The sequence below is a fragment of the Phytobacter sp. SCO41 genome (assembly GCF_003073275.1).
Taxonomy (GTDB): Bacteria; Pseudomonadota; Gammaproteobacteria; order Enterobacterales; family Enterobacteriaceae; genus Phytobacter; species Phytobacter diazotrophicus.
Genome location: NZ_CP027225.1, coordinates 2799726 through 2817922 on the forward strand (window position 1 = coordinate 2799726; position 18197 = coordinate 2817922).

Below are 18197 nucleotides of genomic sequence, written 5' to 3' on the forward strand. Positions count from 1 at the left end.
TGCGCGGCAGTGCGCGCAGCCATTTCGTTACAGTGTCACTTGCTCACAGTCTGCCTGCAAGCGATCGGCCTCGTCCTGCGGCATCCCGGCGCGCACTGCCGCCGCACAAATCCCCTGCCAGCTCCCTGGATCCAACGGAATCCCCTGCGCCTTACGCAGACGGCGGTTGTTCTCTTCCCACTCGCCTGGCACCAGAATCGGCTCGTCATTACTATGCGGCGACTGTTTCACCCATTCAACGAAAGCCTGCGTTTGTTGCTGCATATCCGGCGCGGCAAACATGTCCGGGTTTAAAATAATGGTGGTCATACAGTTGAAAATAGCATCGACGCTGGCCTGCAAAGAGCCCTGATGGGTGGTCTGTCCGCCGGATAAGGCTCCCCCCATAATTTCGCACAGTGCCGCCAGCGCATAGCCTTTATGTTGCGCAAACGTCACCAGTGACCCCAGCGGCGAACGATGCATAACCGCCGGGTCGTTAGTGGGAAGCCCCTGCGCGTCAATGAGACAACCATCGGGCACCGGCTCGCCTTTGTGGTAAGCCACGCGCGTTTTTCCTAATGCAATGGCGCTGGTTGCGTAGTCCAGCAACAGGGGCGATTGCCCTTCCCGGGGGAAAACTACGCAAAAAGGATTTGTTCCGAACCGACTGTCTTTTCCGCCAAACGGGGCCACCATCGGATCGCCGACGACGTTGACAAAATGGATGGAGATAAAACCGGCTGCGGCACACTGTTCGGCCCAGTAACCAATACGTCCAATATGATGGGAATTGTGAAGCGCAACGGCGGCAAGGCCATGTTGTCGGGCCTTTTCAATGCCCAGTGAGATAGCCTCATGCGCAGCGACCTGACCAAAAGCCTGATTGCCGTTCAGGGTGACCACCGCGCCCATATCTTTCACCACGCTGGCATGGCGGTTAAGTTGCAGGTAGCCCTGTTCAAGGGAGCGAACATAGCTCGGGATCATCCCTACGCCATGAGAATCGTGTCCGGCAAGGTTTGCCGCCAGCAAATGGTCCGCAACCAGGCGAGCTTCCTGTGGTTCGCTGCCCGTATAGTGCAGGATTTTCTCGATAAAATGGTGTAAGCGCTGGGGATGAAGACGAAGCCCTGTATCCATTGATAATTCTCCATTTATTATGTTGTTGTCTGCATTTCCATGCTGCATGTGAGCTTGCCTGAGGTCAATAACTGTACGGGCACAGAGAATAATGACCTGAAGATTGTTTCTGTGCGGGATAAACATGCAATGCACAGTGTTAGTACCGGGCATCTGTGCTTTAATTCCTGCACGACAGAACGAAGGAGTGGCTTATGAGTTTTTTCCGTCCGGTGGCGCTGGATCACGCCAGCCGCTTGCTGAATCACGGCCCGACCATACTGATTACCAGCCGTGATGAGAGTATCGACCGTCGCAATGTTATGGCGGCGGCCTGGTCAATGCCCGTTGAATTTTCCCCCGCCCGCATCGCGATCGTGGTGGACAAAAGCGCCTGGTCGCGTGAGCTAATTGAACGCAGCGGTATGTTCGGCATTGTGGTGCCGGGCGTGGCGGCCACCCGCTGGACCTGGGCGGTGGGCAGCATTAGCGGTCGCGAAGAGGATAAATTCAACTGTTACGGTATTCCGGCCATCGCTGGCCCGGTACTGGGGCTGCCGGTCGTAGAGGAAAAATGTCTGGCGTGGATGGAATGCCGCCTGTTGCCGCCTACTGCCGCAATGGAAAAGTATGACACCTTGTTTGGTGAGGTGGTCTCCGCCGCTGCGGATGAACGCGCCTTTAGCAACGGCCACTGGCAGTTTGATGATGATCAGTTGAACACCATTCACCATCTGGGTGGCGGCAATTTCGTCACCAGCGGCAAATCGATAAAAGTTCCGGGTTAACCTGAAACTCGCCCCGGTAAGCGCAGCGCCACCGGGGACAATCCCCCCGCTCTAAGACCTTCTTAACGGCGAGCCGCCCTTCACCATCAGATGCGAGAAATCCGGCGTCGCTCTTCACTCGGCGTAATACCGAACACTTTTTTATACAACGTGGTGAAATGGTTGCTGTTAGCAAAGCCGCACAGATAGGCAATATCGGTGATGGTCGCGTCAGTCTCACGCAATTTAACCCGCGCAGAAACCAAACGCAGCCGCTTAATATAGCTGTCGGGCGTTAAGCCGGTAGCCTCTTTGATATGACGAAATGCTGTACGACTGGTCAGGTGAAACTGCTCGGGCAGTAGCGACCAGTCATGTTCCTGAAAACAGTTTTCCTGAAGGTAATGTAGAAGCTTATGCAGCTTATATTTGGTGTTGCTGTATTCCGCCTCCGATTGCGCATGCAAAATGGTAGTGAGCAGTTGAAAAAAACAGGATTCGCGCAGCGCGCATTTATCCTCAGACTGCATAGCAGATGCGAATATTTTCTCGATAATGAGCTTACACTGGGCGCGCGTATCGGGGGCTAACCAGCCATAACGGGCCGCCTCCTGACCGGAAAGCGAAAGCAATAATGGGGTTATATCTGTTAAATAATGGAAATTAACCATCGGGTTAATCAGGATATTAATCAACTTAAGCGTACCCAGCTCATCGTAAAAATGAAAATCAGGGCCGCGTACGAAAAATACATCTCCTTGCTGAATATACATAGGCTTGCCATTAATAACGTGCAAACCGTGCCCCTCTTCCACAATAACCAACTCATCAAACTCATGACAATGCTCACAGCCATTGTCTTCCGGATCGCTGGAATAACGCGCAAGTTTGGTTGTTACCGTCGGAAAATAATACTCAACTGTCAGTTTATTCATTCAGGATACCGAAAATGAGGAACGCTCTTCCTGCACAATAATGCAAAGCCGGAGGGACAACGAGCCCTGTTTAATAAATTGTGATCGCAGGCGATATCACCACACTGTCATTGCCATTGTCGCATCTACTTTGGCATTCCGGGAGTGGCCCGCCGCGCACTGCACATTCTATCCTGCCTCCACAATGAAAACAGAGGATGCAGCATGTCTCAAGCGCTACAACAAAACCCCAGTATCACTATGGTGCGCCACGCCGATTTTCTGGCGACGGCCGAGGCGTTAAAGCCACAACTTCACCGCGCAATGTTACAGCCGCGCCAACAAGTTATTGCCCTGCCTGATGTGGAGGCCATTCACGGCTGGCGCGCCGAAGACAGCGGTACTCTGGAGGAATTCTATGGACGGGAACTGAATTCCGGCGATAGCGTGATCCTTGATTTTGGGACCCACTGCGTGGGGCATTTGTCGTTACGCTGTCATGCGGTGGGTAGCCCACCGGATGCGCCGGCCCACATCCGCCTGACGTTTGGTGAAACCCTCAGCGAAGTCACCGAACCGTTTAGCGAATATGAGGGGTGGCTGTGTCGCAGTTGGTTACAACAGCACGATGAATTTATCGATCTGTTGCCCGCCACGCTGGAACTGTCACGTCGCTACTGCCTGCGCTACCTGAAAATCGAGGTGGTGGCGGTATCGCGTAAATATCGCCTGTGCGTCGACAATGTGACTCTCACCACCGTCAGTTCAGCGCCGGCTGAGTGTCTACGCTGTCACTCAGCGGATCCGCTACTGCGGCAAATCGATGCGGTCTCGGTACTCACCCTGCGCAACTGTATGCAGGACGTTTTTGAAGATGGTCCCAAACGTGACCGCCGTTTGTGGCTGGGAGATTTACGCCTGCAGGCGTTGGTTAACGACGTGACCTTTGCCCGGCACGATCTGGTACGCCGCTGCCTCTATCTGTTTGCCGGTAACACCCGTGAAGATGGCATGCTGTCTGCCAATATCTTCGTCCAGCCTGAGGTCATTGCCGACGACACCTTTCTTTTCGACTATGCCCTGTTCTTTATCGATGTGCTGTTTAACTACCTCAGCAGCACTGGCGACAAGCAGACCGCACAAGAACTGTGGCCCACAGCCTGGCGTCAGGTTGAGCTGGCGCTTGAGCGTTGCGATACCAGTGGAATTGTCCGTGACGATGAGACCTGGTGGTCGTTTATCGACTGGCATGACGAGCTGAATAAACAGGCGGCCTCGCAAGGCGTACTGATCTTCTGCCTTGAGCGCGCCCTGTCGCTGGCCAAAGACTACGACGTTAGCAAGGCGGCGTTACTGACAAAAACGCTGGAGCGCCTGAAAGCCGAGGCTTACCGCGCATTCTGGGATGAGACGTGCGGTTTCTACGTTAGCGGCGCACATCGGCAGATCTCCTGCGCTTCGCAAGTCTGGCTGGTCCTGGCCGATGTTGGCAGCGCTGAACAGCAACGTCAGATTATGAAACGCCTGCTGGCACAGCCGCCGGAAATCGGCATGAACACCCCCTATCTGCGTCATCACTTTATTGCTGCCCTGCTCAAAACGGGCCTGCAACAACAGGCGGTGGCCGAAATTAAAGCGTACTGGGGGGCGATGGTGAAGCACGGTGCGGACACCTTCTGGGAATTGTATGACCCGCAACGTCCTGAGTATTCTCCGTATGGCAGTAAAATAATTAATAGCTACTGCCACGCGTGGAGTTGTACCCCGGCCTGGTTTATTCGCCAGTACGGACTTTAATCACAACAACAGTGAGTTTTTCTATGGCTGAAATAACATCTACCCTGTGGCGGCAGCGCGTTGGTTATGGCATCGCTGACCTCTCCTGTAACCTTGTGTGGCAATTAATCTCGCTTTATTTGATGTTTTTTTATACCGATGTAATGGAGCTACCTGCTTATTACGTGGGGATTATGTTTTTAGTGACTCGCCTGGTCGATGGCGTTGCTGATGTATTAATGGGGCTGGTCATCGACAATACGACAACGCGCTGGGGGCGTTGCCGTCCATATTTATTAATCGGCGCGGTTCCCTTTGGTTTACTCTGTGTACTGGCGTTTTATGTGCCGGATTTTGGCACCACCGGTAAATTAATCTATGCCTTTTTAACGTACCTGTGTTTGTCGTTTTTATATACCATCGTCAATATTCCGTTCTGCGCGATGCTGCCCTTTATTACCAATGATTCGCGCGAGCGTACGACGTTGTCGACGGTGCGCATTTTGCTGGGCTCATTAGGTTCAACGATTGTGGCCGTGGCAACCTTGCCGCTGGTCAATACACTGGGCAAAGGCAATCAGACACAAGGTTTTTTCTACACGGCGATTGTGTTTGGCGTAATTGCGACTTTCTTTTTGCTCATCAGCTTTCGCAATGTGGAAGAGAAAATCAGCATTACCCAGGAGCGGATGACCTTAAAACGCGCGTGGACGGGCCTGAAATCCAATCAACCGTGGTTTGTCTTTGCCCTGAATATCTTCCTGATGTGGGGTGCGTTCTTTTTCCAGACCGGCGCACTGGTCTATTTTTTCCACTACTACGTGGGTAATGTCGAACTCACCGCAATTATTGCCGGGATCTCCACCTTCGTTCCCCTGCTCGGAACCTTAACGGTGCCCGCGCTTGCCAGCCGCATGAAAAAACGGCACGTCTATCTGGTGGCCAGTTCCATCAATCTGATTGGTATGGCGGTGATGATTGTCTCTGGTGTACAGACGCTGGGGCTGATGATTGGTGCGGTCATCCTCTCACTCGGCGCAGGCCAGCGTACAGCAATCTACTTTTCGATGCAGGCTGACCCGGTGGATTACGGCGTGTGGAAAACGGGCATCAATACCGCCGGAATTTTAACCTCCATCAACGGTTTCCTGGGCAAAGTTGCGATGGCCGGTGCCGGGGCGATCACCGGTATCCTGCTCTCCTCCGGCGGCTATGTTGCCAACCACACCCAGAATGAAACGGCGCTGCTCGCCATTAAATCCTGCTATCTCTACATTCCAGCCGCGCTCATCATCGCCTCGATGATCTGGATTGGTCGTTTTTATCGACTGGACGATCATTACGAAGCCATCCGCGCCGACCTGGATGCCGGAAAACACGCGCCTGCGGATAAACCCGCCTTACAGGGTGAACGTACGGCGATATAACCACACTCAAATATAAAAAACCTCTGACTTTTAAGGACTTTTATGCGTATCACACTGATTAGCGCAGCGGTTTGCTGCGCCTTTTTTGGGGTAAATACGGCGCAAGCCGCCGCTCTGACGGTTGAACAGCGGCTGGCATTGCTGGAATCGCGGCTTAATGACGCGGTCAATCAGGCCAGCGAGGCGAATGCCAGAGCTAAAGCGGCAGAACAGCGAACCATCAGCGCCGAGAACCGGGCCAAAAACGCAGAGCAACAATTACACGCTCTTAACGCGCGCACCACCGTCAGTGAGCAAAAAATGCAGGCGACGGAGAACAAAGTAAACGCGCAGGCAAGCAAAAGTACGCTCGGTGACGGCGTAGAATTTAATGCCTATGCCCGCTCCGGCATGCTGGTGAACAACCACGGTAAAGGTGGGCGAGGCGGCCCTGGCGTCTCCCCTGCCAGCTCGTTAAACGGCGATGCGCATGTCGGGCGTCTGGGCAATGAAAAGGATAACTATGTCGAGCTGAGTCTCGGCAAGAAAATGACTTTTGATGATGGCTCATGGGCGCATTTTAAAACCATGATTGCCGACGGTGCGAATAACCCGGATCCCTGGGTTCAGGACAACGACAGCCACCATATCAACGTGCGTCAGCTATATGTAGAGATGGGTAATTTTGCTGATTTCTCCGGTCCCGTCAAAAATGCCTCTATCTGGGCAGGTAAACGCTTTGACCGGGATAACTTCGATATTCACTTTACCGACAGCGATATCATGTTCCTCGGCGGGACCGGCGGTGGGATCAATGACGTTCAATGGGGGGAAAACGTACGCGGCGATTATTCGGTCTATGCGCGTAACTTCGGCGATCTGGGTAGCGATCATTACGCCGACAATGACGTCCAGAACGTGATGTTTACCGCTAACCACTTCTTTGGTGACCACCTGCAACTGATGCTCACCGGCATGACCGCCCAGGGCAACGACACGCTGAAAGACCGGACATCGACCACCGGAAGTTATGCGCTTCGCAGCGACAATACCGCTAAAAACGGCTATTACACGATGCTGGCCTGGCATGACAAGCAGCAATTCTACGGGCTGGCGCCAGGGGTGTCGGAAACGGCGTTACAGTACGGTGGCGGCCTTGGCGCAGAAGCACGCCAGCCGGGTAGCGATGGCGACCTGACGGATAACGCCACCTCGGTGCGTTTTGCCTCGTACGGTATTCTACCTGTGGCAAAAAACTGGGAAATCGCCCCATCGGTTATCGCCCAACACAGCGAGGATCGCTATCGTGACGGCGACCGTTATGACTGGGTTTCCTTTAACCTGCGTGCGTCACAGGCCATTACGCGCAACTTCGCCCTGCTCTATGAAGCGTCCTGGCAGTATATGGACCTCGACCCGAACGGACGCACCTACCGCTCCGACGATACGCTGTACCGCTACCAGAAAGTGAAAGGCGACTTCTACAAACTGACCTTCGCGCCGACATTTAAAGTCGGTGATATTTTCGATATCAAAGCACGTCCGGAAATTCGCTTTTTCGCGACATGGATGAACTGGGATAAAGCGCTTGACCGCTATGCAGTCAACGATGACTTTGGTAGCAAAGGCTTTACGGCAGGCGGAACCTGGAACTTTGGGGTGCAAACGGAGATTTGGTTCTAAAACAAAGGCGGGCACGGTGCCCGCCGATACCCCCCCCGGCCCCTTTTGGGGAGAGGGTTGGGGTGAGGGGAAAAGCGTGCGCAGACATTTCCCCGCAAGCCATTACATCTGATAACCGGGCTTCTTAATGAGTGTGTCCATCTGCGGCCCGATTTCCGTATCCCATACTTCGCTTTTCCACGCATCCGGGTCGATTTCGGTTAACGCGACGCTGATGGAACTGTCTTTGCTGCTTAAATGACGTGTGATCACATCGGCGATATCGGCCGCCAGCGCGGTTTTTTGCTCATCGTTCAGGTCACGGGGAAAACATTTGATATCAACATGTGGCATGGTGTGCTCCTTATAGTGGGACAACCAACCTACCACACTGAAAAAACGTCAGTTATCAAATAATGTCGTTACGGCGCAAAACGGACTGCAGCCTGGGTTGCGCGCAAACCGCATCGGCAATCGCGCTGATTTTCGGCGTGTTTTCCTTAAACCAGTCATGCCGTGGCCCCCAGGTTCTGATTACACAGATATAGATATCCAACAACGTTAGCTGTTCGCCAAACGCGTACGGCGTGGCGTGTAATTGCTGTTCCAGCCAGATATAGAGTGATTTACGATACGCGATACAGTGGTCGCGCAGTTCTTGCGCCGCACCGGGAACGAAGCGTTCGGGATAGTCGGCATAGGTGAATGTCGGGTAAACATTTGCCACCAGCCAGACCAACAGCCGCCAGAACTGATTACGTTCAGGCGTGCCCGTCGGCGGCGCCAGATGCGGGTGTTCATCGAGGATCATTAACGCAATGGCAGCCGATTCCGTCATGATGCTGCCATCGTCAAGTTGCAGCGTAGGCACCTGGCAAAGCGGGTTGAGTTTCAGCAATTTTTCCTGGTTATGCCCCGGCGAATCGAACCCTTCAACATTCTCAAACTGATAAGGGATATCCGCCAGCGTCAGCATCAGCTCACTGATGGCTGAACCCCAGCCGGGTGCGCCATAAACGGTGATCATATGACCTCCTTTCTTGCGAGTGAACAGTAAGTCTACGTCAAACTGGCAAGAAAGGTGTCGACCTGCTGTGGGCTGGTAAGACGCACAAAGCGGATGTGTTGATACTGCGGGTTGGCCATATCGGCCGCGTAACGTACCCGGTTATGGCGCCAGGTTTTTAATGTCCAGATGAGGATTGACTCGCGGCTTAAGAATGCGCGGCGGAAACTTTCCGTATTGCCGGTGCCAGGCCACAGCTCTTTTCCCTGCCATGCCCGGCGAATCACCCGAAGCACCGCCTGGCGCAGGGTACGCCAGAAACCGTAATCCAGCCAGATAACCAGATCGACATCCCGCCATTTGATCGGCCGCGATCGGTTGTAATTGCCGTCCAGTACCCAGCCTGGCGTGGCATTCAGCGTCTCTTCTAACAATGCGTAGAAGTCCTCATCACTGCGCCCTTGCCACTCCGGCAGCCAGTAAAGCCTGTCCATTTCGATATACGGCACATTAAGTTGCGCGGCCAGCCGCCGCGAAAGCGTGCTTTTACCGCTACCACTAGTGCCGATCACATTAATTTTCATAGCGTTATGCCGAATCTCTTTCTACAAAATGAAATCCAATATCCACAATGGTTTCTTGCTGAGGCAGCCCTTCGATGCGATCCGCCAGCAGCGTAGCGGCACGTTGACCGATAACCTGCCGGTCGACGCTGACCGTTGTGATGGAGGGATGGGTATCGGCGGCAAAATCCAGATCGCCAAAGCCAATCACCGCCAGATCCTGTGGCACCCGTAATCCGCTGGCCTGTGCTTCAACAATCGCCCCCTGAGCAAGGGTATCCGAACTGCAAACAATCACATCGAAGCTACCCTTTTTCAGCAAATCGCGAAGCCCCTGCCGCCCCGAGGCAAAACGCGCCGGGAGCGAGACATCCACAAAAGCGGGCTCGCGAATATCATTACGCGCCAGCGCCTCGCACAGTCCGCTTTTACGCAGCGCCGCACGATTATCTACCGTCCACAGCAAGCCGGGGCGTTTATAGCCTTTATGCAGCAAATAATCCGCCGTTGCCTCCCCCACTTTTTCATGGGAAAAGCCCACCAGCATATCCAATGGTGTGGGGGTGAGATCCCAGATTTCTACCACCGGTACGCTGGCATTGAGGATCACACGCTTTAATTCCGTTGAGTGGTGGATCCCTGTGAGGACAATACCGTCCGGACGACGTGATAAGAGCGTAGCCACCAGCTCTGCTTCCGTTTGCTGGGCGTAACCCGCCACACACAGCAGCATATGATAACCGCGTACCGCCAGCTCATCGCTTATCGACTGAATGGTATCGACAAACATGCTGTTATTGATTTGCGGGACCACAACGGCAATCAGTTTGCTGCGCCGGGACGCCAGCCCCCCCGCCAGCGCGTTGGGGATGTAGCCGGTGGCCTTGACCGCCGCGAGCACTTTTTCCACGGTTTTAGGACGCACCAGTTGCGGGGTGTTCAGTGCCCGGCTGACGGTCATTGATGACAACCCCGCCGCGCGGGCGACATCTTCTAATGTGGGGGCCCTGGGGGGCACAGGACGAGAGGTTTTCGACATGTAAACTCACAACGGCTTCTTTTTGTGACTGGGATTATAAGCGATTTGTTAGCTTAATTCGCTTCTCTCTCATTATTTTAATCAGCTTTAAAATCAGTAGATTAAAAACAGAATCACACCGTAATGTTAGCGATATCATTTAGAGTTGGACAATTTCACAAACTGTTTTGAAGTGTGAACCAGCACAAATAAAACCTCTCTTTGACGTCTCTTATTGTGATCAATTGTACATATTGACGGCAAAATGCTGGCGGTCTATTCTCAACTGAATTAAAAATGTTAGCGCAAACATTATTACCGTTCACAGGAGTCAATCATGACCGTAAGTGCGAATTCCGCTGCTGTAACCTATGCCAAAGCGCAGGGTGTTAAAACTGCCGCCGAAACCGGCGACCGTATCGAGTGGGTAAAACTCTCCCTCGCGTTCCTGCCGCTGGCTACCCCCGTAAGTGATGCGAAAGTGCTGACCGGTCGTCAGAAACCGCTGATCGAAGTTGCCATTATCATCGCGGAAATTCGCAGCCGTGACGGTTTCGAAGGCGTCGGTTTCAGCTACTCGAAACGTGCAGGCGGCCAGGGTATTTATGCTCACGCCAAAGAAATTGCCGATAATCTGCTGGGCGAAGACCCGAACGATATCGACAAAATTTACAGCAAACTGCTGTGGGCTGGCGCATCCGTAGGCCGTAGCGGTATGGCCGTACAGGCCATCTCCCCTATCGACATCGCGCTTTGGGATATGAAAGCAAAACGTGCCGGTCTGCCGCTGGCAAAACTGCTTGGTGCGCACCGTGATTCCGTACAGTGCTACAACACCTCAGGCGGCTTCCTGCACACACCGTTGGATCAGGTTCTGAAAAACGTGGTGATCTCCCGTGAAAATGGCATCGGGGGTATCAAACTGAAAGTCGGTCAGCCGGACACCAAAGAGGATATCCGTCGTCTGACCGCCGTGCGTGAAGCACTGGGCGATGATTTCCCGCTGATGGTTGACGCGAACCAGCAATGGGACCGCGAGACCGCCATTCGCATGGGGCGTAAAATGGAGCAGTTCAATCTGATCTGGATTGAAGAGCCGCTGGACGCCTACGACGTGGAAGGCCACGCCCAACTGGCCGCCGCACTGGATACGCCCATCGCGACCGGTGAAATGCTGACCAGTTTCCGCGAACACGAACAGCTTATTCTGGGCAACGCCAGCGACTTCGTTCAGCCGGATGCCCCACGCGTTGGCGGTATCTCTCCGTTCCTGAAAATCATGGATCTGGCCGCGAAGCATGGCCGTAAACTGGCCCCGCACTTTGCCATGGAAGTGCACCTGCACCTCTCTGCCGCCTACCCGCTTGAGCCGTGGCTGGAGCACTTCGAATGGCTGAACCCGCTGTTTAATGAGCAGCTTGAACTGCGCGATGGCCGCATGTACGTCTCCGACCGTCATGGACTGGGCTTCACGCTGAGTGAACAAGCGCGCGCCTGGACTCAGCTAAGCTGTGAATTTGGCAAACGTCCGTAACAGGTCATAAAGACGGGAAATATTCCCGTCTTTATTTATTGCAGCATGAAGACTGGCATAGTTATGCCCCGCTGTTTCGCCATATTATTGTACTCCCGACGGAGCAGCGTTTTTTATTTCTCGCGCACGCAATATAAATAACCCGTTACAGTCACAGGTTGCGTCAACATCCTGGCATTATCCCTGCCCGTCACTTTTAAATATATTTATTACGCTTACCCATTTACCTTTAAAAAACAGCAGCCGATTAAGATCTTTTAATTTCCCACATAAATAATGCAATTGCAGAATATATGTGATCGTGAGGGCACATTTATACATTTATTATGGATCCGCTCTGGGTATTTTTATATAAATGTTAGCGCAAACATACATAAAGAAAAGGAGTGTTCCATGACTTTGAGTGCCTGTACTGGCGCCATCTTATGCCGAGAGACAACGTACCCACTCTGCCATAGCAACCGCGTGCTGCCGCTGGCCGGCCTGCTTGTCCGTTCGGTCAACGCCACGAAGTAAATAACCGACGGAGCCATTCCCGTTTAATACACACGTCGGGGGAAACCTCGTCGAGGAATCGATTATGAGTAATGTTATTAAGCGCACCAGCGTGCGCCACGGTATTCTTATTTTCTTATTTCTGGCTACGGTATTTAACTATGCTGACCGCGCGACCCTTTCAGTGGTCGCCCCTATCATGAGTAAAGAATTAGGCTTTGATCCAGAAGCACTCGGACTGGCCTTTTCGGCATTCGGCATTTCGTATGTCATTATGCAAATCCCCGGCGGATGGCTGCTGGATAAATATGGCTCGCGCCTTGTTTATGGCTGCGCGTTAATTGGCTGGTCAATCGTCACCATGTTTCAGGGAACAATTTATCTTTTTGCCAGTCCGTTAATTGTATTGGTTATTTTGCGCCTGCTAATGGGGGCGATTGAAGCACCGGCCTTTCCGGCGAACAGCCGCCTGAGCGTACAGTGGTTCCCCAATAAAGAGCGCGGTTTCGTGACAGCGGTTTATCAGGCCGCACAGTACATCTCGCTCGGGATTGTCACGCCGCTGATGACACTTATCCTGCATAACATGAGCTGGCACTACGTGTTCTATTACATCGGCGCTATCGGCGTGGTGCTGGGAATTGTCTGGCTGGCAAAGATTCGCGACCCGCTACAGCACAAGAAAATCAACCAGCAGGAGCTGGATTATATCCGCGAAGGCGGCGGCGAACCGGAGCTGGGTAATGCGAAGAAATCGGAAAAGATTTCCCTTGCCCAGATCAAAAGCGTCTGTGTGAATCGCATGATGATCGGCGTGTATATCGGTCAGTTCTGCGTAACGTCTATCACCTGGTTCTTCCTGACCTGGTTTCCGACCTATTTATATCAGGCAAAAGGGATGTCGATTCTCAAGGTCGGGTTTATTGCCAGTATTCCGGCGATCGCCGGGTTTATTGGCGGCCTGATGGGCGGCGTGTTTTCTGACTGGTTATTAAAACGCGGTTACAGCCTGACCACTGCGCGCAAATTCCCGGTTATCTGCGGCATGTTGCTCTCCTGTGTGATTGTGGTGGCAAACTACACCCAGTCAGAAGTGGTGGTCATTGCCGCCATGAGCCTGGCCTTCTTCGCCAAAGGCTTCGGTAATTTAGGCTGGTGCGTACTGAGCGATACCTCGCCGAAAGAAGTGCTGGGCATTGCGGGTGGCGTCTTTAATATGTGCGGCAATCTGGCCAGTATTATTACGCCTCTGGTTATTGGGGTGATTCTCTCCAGTACCCAGTCGTTTGATTACGCCATTTTGTATGTGGGGTCGATGGGCTTAATTGGCCTGTTCTCTTATCTGTTTATTGTCGGTTCGCTGGAGCGTATTCAACTTACGCCTTCCGCCGCCTGAAAATGAACGTACGCTGCTTCGCATCCGGCGAAGCAGCATTTTCGTCTCTCACAACACCTTCGATAAAAACTGCCTTGTCCTTGGATGCTGAGGATGGTTGAGCACCGTGTCGCTGTCGCCCTGCTCCACAATTTTGCCATCTACCATAAACACCACCTGATCCGCGACTTCGCGGGCAAAACCGATCTCGTGCGTAACCACCACCAGGGTTGTACCGGAACGGGCCAGCTTTTTGATGACATCCAGCACTTCGCCAACCAGTTCCGGATCCAGCGCAGAGGTGGGTTCATCGAACAGCATTACCCGTGGGCGCAGCGCCAGCGCGCGGGCAATGGCAATACGCTGCTGCTGCCCACCGGAAAGATGGCGTGACCAGGCATCCGCTTTATTGCGCAGCCCTACCACATCGAGCAACTGATACGCCTGCTCAATGGCCTCTTTGCGACTGAGCCGCTGATGGGCTATCGGCGCTTCAATCAGGTTTTCCAGTACCGTGAGGTGCGGGAACAGATTGAAGTTCTGAAACACATAGCCCACGTTTACCCGCTGGCGCAGGATCTCGCGCTCTTTCAGTTCATAGAGCTTATCCCCTTTGCGGCGATAGCCAATATAGTCGCCATCAATCTGAATAAAGCCTTCATCGACACGCTCCAGATGATTAATGGTGCGCAAAAGCGTCGATTTGCCGGAGCCGGAAGGTCCGAGAATCACGGTCACGGTGCCTGGCGGGATCTCAAGCGACACATCATCCAGCGCCTTATGGCGACCAAAATATTTGCTGACCCCGGTAATCGAAATATGACCATTAAGAGAGGCTGGCATGAATCGGCTCCTGTGGTTGCGCGACACGGGCAGGTGTCGTAGCCCGCACCCGGCGGGAATTGACGGCGGAGCGACGTTCGCTGCGCGCCAGCCAGCGTTCAACCAGATGCTGAATCACCGACAGCACGCTGGTGATCACCAGATACCACACGGCACCCACCATCAGTAACGGGATCACCTCCTGGGTACGGTTGTAGATCATCTGAATGGTGTAGAACAGCTCCGGCATCGCCAGCACATAGACCATCGCCGTTCCCTTAGCGAGGCTGATAATTTCATTAAAACCGGACGGCAAAATGGTCCGCAGCGCCTGCGGCAGAATAATGCGCAAGGTGCGTCGCCAGGCAGGAAGCCCTAATGCGGCGGCGGCCTCATACTGCCCGTGATCGACCCCTAAAAAACCACCACGAATGATTTCCGCCGTATAGGCGCTTTGCACCAGCGTCAGGCCAACCACCGCCGTGGAAAATTGCCCCAGCACATTCACCGTTTCGTAGTGCGCCCAGCTCAGTTGCGTAAACGGAATGCCAATCGTCAGCGTGTCATAGAGATAAGAGAAGTTGTAGAGAATAATCAGTACCACAATCAGCGGCAGTGAACGAAACAGCCAGATATAGCTCCACGCCAGGCTGCTCAATAGCCAGGAGCTGGACAACCGCGCCAGCGCCAGCACGCCGCCAAAGATAACGCTTAATGCCGTACCGAGTAGCGTTAATAACAGCGTCTGACCCAGACCTTCCAGGATCACGGGATCAAAGAACCAGCGGGCAAAAACGCGCCACTCCCAGCGTGGGTTAAAGGCGACGGACTGGACTACAATCGCCAGTACGATCAACGCGATAACAGCCCCGACGATCCGCATTGGGTAGCGTGCCGGGACAACTTTGATAGACTCTGTCGTTTTCATGTTTATCCCTCAGGCAGTTTTACTGAGCGTGTCGACCGCTAAGGTCTTGGTAAACCGCAGGCGGCCATCGAACGGTGGCTGGCTGTACTCCTCCGGGTCGCGCGTCAGATCGAACTGCGCTTCATACCCTTGGCGAAGATAGAGCTGCACCGCTTCCGGCTGACGAAAGCCGGTGGTCAGAAAGATGCGGCTGTAGCCCGCCAGCACCGCGCGCCGTTCCAGTTCGGCCACCACTCTACTGGCCAGCCCCTGCTTGCGCAGGGTGTGTTGTGTCCAGATGCGTTTGATTTCCGCCGTGTGGGCATCTTTCGGTTTGTACGCGCCGGTGGCGATAATCGCCCCGTCACGCTCCAGCACAATGAATAGCCCCTGCGGCGGCAGATACCACTCCGTCAGTTCCACCTCGGCATCTTTAGAAAAATAATCGCCATAACGGGCGGCATATTCGCCAAACAGACCGGCTATCACGGGCTGCAATTCCGGTGCGTCGGGGGAGATATCACGGAAACGTTCGCTCATCTGCGCCTCCTTAGTCGCCCAATCCGGCGGGGTTGATTTCTGAGGTCGGGATCTTCTCAACGCCCTCACCCCAGCGATTGAGCACTTTTTCGTAGTCGCCATTTTTAATGACGCCATTAAGCGCAATCTGTACCGGCTCCACCAGGCCGCTGCCTTTTTTCAGCGTGACCGCGATATGCGCCGCTTTCGGCCAGCCGCCGTCCACGCTGCCTACCAGACGGGTTTTATTGGTCAGCGCGGCTTTCCAGGCGCCAATCACATTCGGGCCAAAGAAGGCATCCGCACGACCGGACTGCAGTGCCAGCGTCTGGGCGGCATCATCTTTGGTGTAGACCGGGGTGAACGGTTTAAGCCCTTTCTTTTCGTTTTCCGCATTCCACGCCAGCAGAATGGCCTCCTGATTGGTGCCGGAGCCGACGATAATACGCAGCCCGGCGATGTCCTCTGCCTTCTCAATGGCTTTGATCGGGCTACTGGATTTCACGTAAAAGCCGAGGGAATCTTTGCGGTAGGTGGCGAAATCAAACTTCTCTTTGCGCGCTTTGGTGACGGTGATATTGCTGATTGCCGCATCATATTTGCCGGAGGTGACCCCGAGCGGCCAGTCCTCCCAGGAGGTCGGCACCACGTTCAGTTCCAGACCGAGGCTGTCGGCAACCAGACGGGCGATATCTACCTCACTGCCGAGCAGGGTTTTGTTGTCATCAGAAAAGACCGTCAGCGGCGGCGAGTTAAGGGCGGCCACCGCCACCGTAAATTTTCCCGGTACCGCCAGATGATAATCTTTCGGCAAGCGGGCCACCGCGTCGGCATTGCGCGGCGTGTTAATGGGCGTTTTGTTAGCTTCAAGGCTAACGCCGGTGCCGTTAATCGTGACGTCATTGGCCCAGACCAGCGGCGCGAACGCCAGTGTCACTGCGAGGAGGAGCGATGATTTCTGCATAGCGTATTCTCTTTATTGTTTTGTGAATTGATTCGCAGGTTGTTGTAAACCAAGACTTTCGCGCAGGGTCGTGCCGGGATAGGCCTTACGGAACAGACCGCGAGCCTGCAAAATCGGCACCACGGTGTCGACAAAGCGTGGGAAAGTATCCGGCGTACCGCCCTGGATGATAAAACCGTCGGCTGCCCGCTCGTCGAACCACTGTTGCAGGCCGTCTGCCACCTGCTCCGGGGTGCCGGAAAAACGCGGGCGCGGTGAGGCCGCCTCCAGCGCCACCTGACGCAGCGTTAAGTGGCGCTCACGGGCATGACGTTTGATTTCATCGGTGGTACTGCGAAAACTGTTTTGCCCCAGAGTGCCAATGTCCGGGAAAGGTTCATCCAGCGGGTACTGACTAAAATCATGGTGTTCGAAATAACGGCCAAGGTAATTGAGCGCATCCTGAATGGAGACCAGCGCTGCGGTGGTCTGATATTGCTGCTCAACGTCCTGCGCATTATCACCAACAATCACGCTGACGCCCTGGAAGATATGTAATTCATCTTCGCGACGGCCATTTTTAATCAGTTGCGCTTTGACATCGCGATAAAAATGTTTGGCCTCGTCGAGCGTCTCGTGGTGGGTGAAAATCGCATCGGCGTGTCGTGCCGCTAATTTCTTGCCATCATCAGATGCGCCCGCCTGAAATATAATGGGCCGTCCTTGTGGCGTGCGGCCAATATTCAGTGGCCCGGCGACCTGGAAAAAATCGCCACGATGATTAAGCGTATGCAGTTTTTGCGGGTCAAAGAATTGCCCTGTCGCTTTATCGCGAATAAAAGCATCCTCTTCCCAGGAGTCCCAAAGTCCTTTCACCACGTCCAGATATTCATCGGCGATGCGATAACGCAGCGCATGTTCCGGGTGCTGCTGGCGAGAAAAGTTTTTTGCCGAGCCCTCCAGCGGCGAGGTGACGACGTTCCAGCCCGCGCGCCCGTTGCTTAAATGGTCGAGGCTGGCAAACTGACGCGCCACGGTAAAAGGTTCGCTATAGGAGGTCGACAACGTGCCAACCAGCCCTAAATGGCGGGTGACGCTCGCCAGTGCCGATAATACGGTGATGGGTTCAAAACGGTTTAGAAAATGAGGAATGGATTTTTCATTAATATATAAGCCATCGGCGACAAATAAAAAATCGAGTTTTCCCTCTTCGGCTTTTAATGCCGTTTCCTGAACAAAAGCAAAATTAATACTGGCGTCGGCTTTGGCTGCCGGGTGTCGCCACGCGGACATATTTCCGGATGCGCCATGCAATATGGTGCCCAGGCGCAGTTGACGAGCTTGTGACATAATCCATCCTCATTTTCAGGCAACAGGTTCCCCGGAGCT

15 protein-coding genes and 1 pseudogene are annotated in these 18197 nt (G+C 53.8%); 6 read left to right on the top strand and 10 right to left on the bottom strand.

All coding sequences use genetic code 11. The features are described from left to right. Window positions 1–27: 27 nt before the first annotated feature. Entirely contained in the window at window positions 28–1122 is a 1095-nt protein-coding gene (locus C5523_RS13630; RefSeq protein WP_108701332.1) for a malate/lactate/ureidoglycolate dehydrogenase, read from the bottom strand. A gap of 194 nt (window positions 1123–1316) precedes the next feature. Between C5523_RS13630 and C5523_RS13635 the strand changes: the two genes are divergently transcribed. Continuing rightward, window positions 1317–1889 carry a flavin reductase family protein gene (locus C5523_RS13635; RefSeq protein ID WP_039079068.1) on the top strand — a complete coding sequence of 191 codons (573 nt, stop codon included), beginning with the start codon at window positions 1317–1319 and terminating at the stop codon, window positions 1887–1889. 86 nt (window positions 1890–1975) lie between these two features. On the opposite strand, the gene C5523_RS13640 is transcribed toward C5523_RS13635, so the two are convergent. After that, window positions 1976–2803 (bottom strand): helix-turn-helix domain-containing protein, encoded by an 828-nt coding sequence (locus tag C5523_RS13640; RefSeq protein ID WP_108701333.1) that lies wholly within the window; start codon window positions 2801–2803, stop codon window positions 1976–1978. A gap of 204 nt (window positions 2804–3007) precedes the next feature. Here C5523_RS13640 and C5523_RS13645 point away from each other — a divergent pair, with 204 nt between their 5' ends. The 3 genes from C5523_RS13645 to C5523_RS13655 are packed head-to-tail and all read left to right on the top strand — an operon-like array spanning window position 3008 to window position 7647. Then, a complete protein-coding gene (locus C5523_RS13645; protein WP_108701334.1) occupies window positions 3008–4579 on the top strand; it encodes a family 78 glycoside hydrolase catalytic domain in 1572 nt (523 codons plus the stop codon). A gap of 23 nt (window positions 4580–4602) precedes the next feature. Beyond that, the gene (locus C5523_RS13650) at window positions 4603–5985 is read left to right on the top strand and encodes a glycoside-pentoside-hexuronide (GPH):cation symporter (protein ID WP_108701335.1); all 1383 of its coding nucleotides are present in this window, start codon (window positions 4603–4605) and stop codon (window positions 5983–5985) included. 42 nt (window positions 5986–6027) lie between these two features. Next, window positions 6028–7647 (top strand): carbohydrate porin, encoded by a 1620-nt coding sequence (locus C5523_RS13655; protein WP_108701336.1) that lies wholly within the window; start codon window positions 6028–6030, stop codon window positions 7645–7647. 102 nt (window positions 7648–7749) lie between these two features. On the opposite strand, the gene pptA is transcribed toward C5523_RS13655, so the two are convergent. From pptA to C5523_RS13675, 4 genes are read right to left on the bottom strand one after another with little or no spacing between them, the layout of a single operon-like run. Then, window positions 7750–7980, bottom strand: coding sequence for a tautomerase PptA (gene pptA / locus C5523_RS13660; protein ID WP_039079069.1), 231 nt, complete (start codon window positions 7978–7980; stop codon window positions 7750–7752). Between the two features lie 55 nt (window positions 7981–8035). After that, window positions 8036–8653, bottom strand: a complete 618-nt coding sequence (locus C5523_RS13665; protein ID WP_107223093.1) for a glutathione S-transferase family protein — start codon at window positions 8651–8653, stop codon at window positions 8036–8038. A 32-nt stretch (window positions 8654–8685) separates the two neighbouring features. Beyond that, entirely contained in the window at window positions 8686–9216 is a 531-nt protein-coding gene (locus C5523_RS13670; RefSeq protein WP_039079071.1) for an AAA family ATPase, read from the bottom strand. 4 nt (window positions 9217–9220) lie between these two features. Continuing rightward, on the bottom strand, window positions 9221–10234 hold the full coding sequence (locus C5523_RS13675; RefSeq protein ID WP_108701337.1) for a LacI family DNA-binding transcriptional regulator: 1014 nt from the start codon (window positions 10232–10234) through the stop codon (window positions 9221–9223). Window positions 10235–10550: 316 nt separating this feature from the next. Here C5523_RS13675 and C5523_RS13680 point away from each other — a divergent pair, with 316 nt between their 5' ends. After that, complete coding sequence (locus C5523_RS13680; RefSeq protein WP_108701338.1) at window positions 10551–11747, top strand: L-talarate/galactarate dehydratase; 1197 nt, start codon at window positions 10551–10553, stop codon at window positions 11745–11747. A gap of 580 nt (window positions 11748–12327) precedes the next feature. After that, window positions 12328–13638 carry an MFS transporter gene (locus C5523_RS13685; protein WP_071194157.1) on the top strand — a complete coding sequence of 437 codons (1311 nt, stop codon included), beginning with the start codon at window positions 12328–12330 and terminating at the stop codon, window positions 13636–13638. A gap of 48 nt (window positions 13639–13686) precedes the next feature. Here the strand turns inward: C5523_RS13685 and C5523_RS13690 are convergent, their stop codons facing one another. The 4 genes and pseudogenes from C5523_RS13690 to C5523_RS27425 form a co-directional block, all read right to left on the bottom strand. Then, on the bottom strand, window positions 13687–14460 hold the full coding sequence (locus C5523_RS13690) for an amino acid ABC transporter ATP-binding protein (RefSeq protein WP_079497463.1): 774 nt from the start codon (window positions 14458–14460) through the stop codon (window positions 13687–13689). After that, window positions 14444–15367, bottom strand: coding sequence for an amino acid ABC transporter permease (locus C5523_RS13695; RefSeq protein ID WP_079497464.1), 924 nt, complete (start codon window positions 15365–15367; stop codon window positions 14444–14446). Before C5523_RS13695 ends, C5523_RS13690 begins: the two co-directional genes overlap by 17 nt. A gap of 9 nt (window positions 15368–15376) precedes the next feature. After that, window positions 15377–15886 carry a GNAT family N-acetyltransferase gene (locus C5523_RS13700; protein WP_107223090.1) on the bottom strand — a complete coding sequence of 170 codons (510 nt, stop codon included), beginning with the start codon at window positions 15884–15886 and terminating at the stop codon, window positions 15377–15379. Window positions 15887–15896: 10 nt separating this feature from the next. After that, a pseudogene (locus tag C5523_RS27425) lies at window positions 15897–18158 on the bottom strand (NtaA/DmoA family FMN-dependent monooxygenase). Window positions 18159–18197: the final 39 nt, after the last annotated feature.

Bases quoted from the DNA above. Each gene is read 5' to 3' on its own strand.
- pptA (WP_039079069.1), bottom strand. From the start codon at position 7,980: ATGCCACATGTTGATATCAAATGTTTTCCCCGTGACCTGAACGATGAG.
- C5523_RS13655 (WP_108701336.1), top strand. From the start codon at position 6,028: ATGCGTATCACACTGATTAGCGCAGCGGTTTGCTGCGCCTTTTTTGGG.
- C5523_RS13690 (WP_079497463.1), bottom strand. From the start codon at position 14,460: ATGCCAGCCTCTCTTAATGGTCATATTTCGATTACCGGGGTCAGCAAA.
- C5523_RS13680 (WP_108701338.1), top strand. From the start codon at position 10,551: ATGACCGTAAGTGCGAATTCCGCTGCTGTAACCTATGCCAAAGCGCAG.
- C5523_RS13670 (WP_039079071.1), bottom strand. From the start codon at position 9,216: ATGAAAATTAATGTGATCGGCACTAGTGGTAGCGGTAAAAGCACGCTT.
- C5523_RS13695 (WP_079497464.1), bottom strand. From the start codon at position 15,367: ATGAAAACGACAGAGTCTATCAAAGTTGTCCCGGCACGCTACCCAATG.
- C5523_RS13685 (WP_071194157.1), top strand. From the start codon at position 12,328: ATGAGTAATGTTATTAAGCGCACCAGCGTGCGCCACGGTATTCTTATT.
- C5523_RS13675 (WP_108701337.1), bottom strand. From the start codon at position 10,234: ATGTCGAAAACCTCTCGTCCTGTGCCCCCCAGGGCCCCCACATTAGAA.
- C5523_RS13645 (WP_108701334.1), top strand. From the start codon at position 3,008: ATGTCTCAAGCGCTACAACAAAACCCCAGTATCACTATGGTGCGCCAC.
- C5523_RS13650 (WP_108701335.1), top strand. From the start codon at position 4,603: ATGGCTGAAATAACATCTACCCTGTGGCGGCAGCGCGTTGGTTATGGC.
- C5523_RS13640 (WP_108701333.1), bottom strand. From the start codon at position 2,803: ATGAATAAACTGACAGTTGAGTATTATTTTCCGACGGTAACAACCAAA.
- C5523_RS13700 (WP_107223090.1), bottom strand. From the start codon at position 15,886: ATGAGCGAACGTTTCCGTGATATCTCCCCCGACGCACCGGAATTGCAG.
- C5523_RS13635 (WP_039079068.1), top strand. From the start codon at position 1,317: ATGAGTTTTTTCCGTCCGGTGGCGCTGGATCACGCCAGCCGCTTGCTG.
- C5523_RS13630 (WP_108701332.1), bottom strand. From the start codon at position 1,122: ATGGATACAGGGCTTCGTCTTCATCCCCAGCGCTTACACCATTTTATC.
- C5523_RS13665 (WP_107223093.1), bottom strand. From the start codon at position 8,653: ATGATCACCGTTTATGGCGCACCCGGCTGGGGTTCAGCCATCAGTGAG.